The 583-nt window shown below is 62.8% G+C and carries 1 protein-coding gene; it reads right to left on the reverse strand.

Annotation, left to right across the window (positions count from 1 at the left end; translation table 11 throughout):
- Positions 1–583: cytochrome b (locus AC1D0Z_RS23825; protein WP_477660578.1), on the reverse strand; the 583-nt coding region annotated here is incomplete at both ends.

Consider the following 583-nt stretch of genomic DNA (forward strand, 5'->3'; position numbering starts at 1 on the left):
GGGTGGAAGGGGATGCCGTCCAAGGGGTGGCCTGCGGCGTCCTTGGGCGCATTCGGGCCCTTGATCTCGACGCCGTCGGGATTGTTGGAGCCGACTTCATGCAAGGCGATGATGTGCGCGGCCACCAGGCCCAGCAGCACCAGCGGCACGGCAATCACGTGGAAAGCAAAGAAGCGGTTCAGCGTCGCGTCGCCCACCACATAGTCGCCGCGGATCAGCAGCGCCAGGTCAGGGCCGATGAAGGGGATGGCAGCAAACAGGTTGACGATCACCTGCGCGCCCCAGTAGCTCATCTGGCCCCATGGCAACAGGTAGCCCATGAAGGCCTCGGCCATCAGGCACAGGAAAATCGCGCAGCCGAAGATCCAGACCAGTTCACGCGGCTTGCGGTAGCTGCCGTAAAGGAGGCCACGGAACATGTGCAGGTAGACCACCACGAAGAAGGCCGAAGCACCGGTGGAGTGCATGTAGCGGATCAGCCAGCCCCAGGGCACGTCGCGCATGATGTATTCGACAGAGCCGAAGGCCAGCGCGGCATCGGGCTTGTAGTTCATCGTGAGGAAAATGCCGGTCACGATCTGGA

The sequence above is a fragment of the Polaromonas sp. P1_E3 genome (assembly GCF_056405935.1).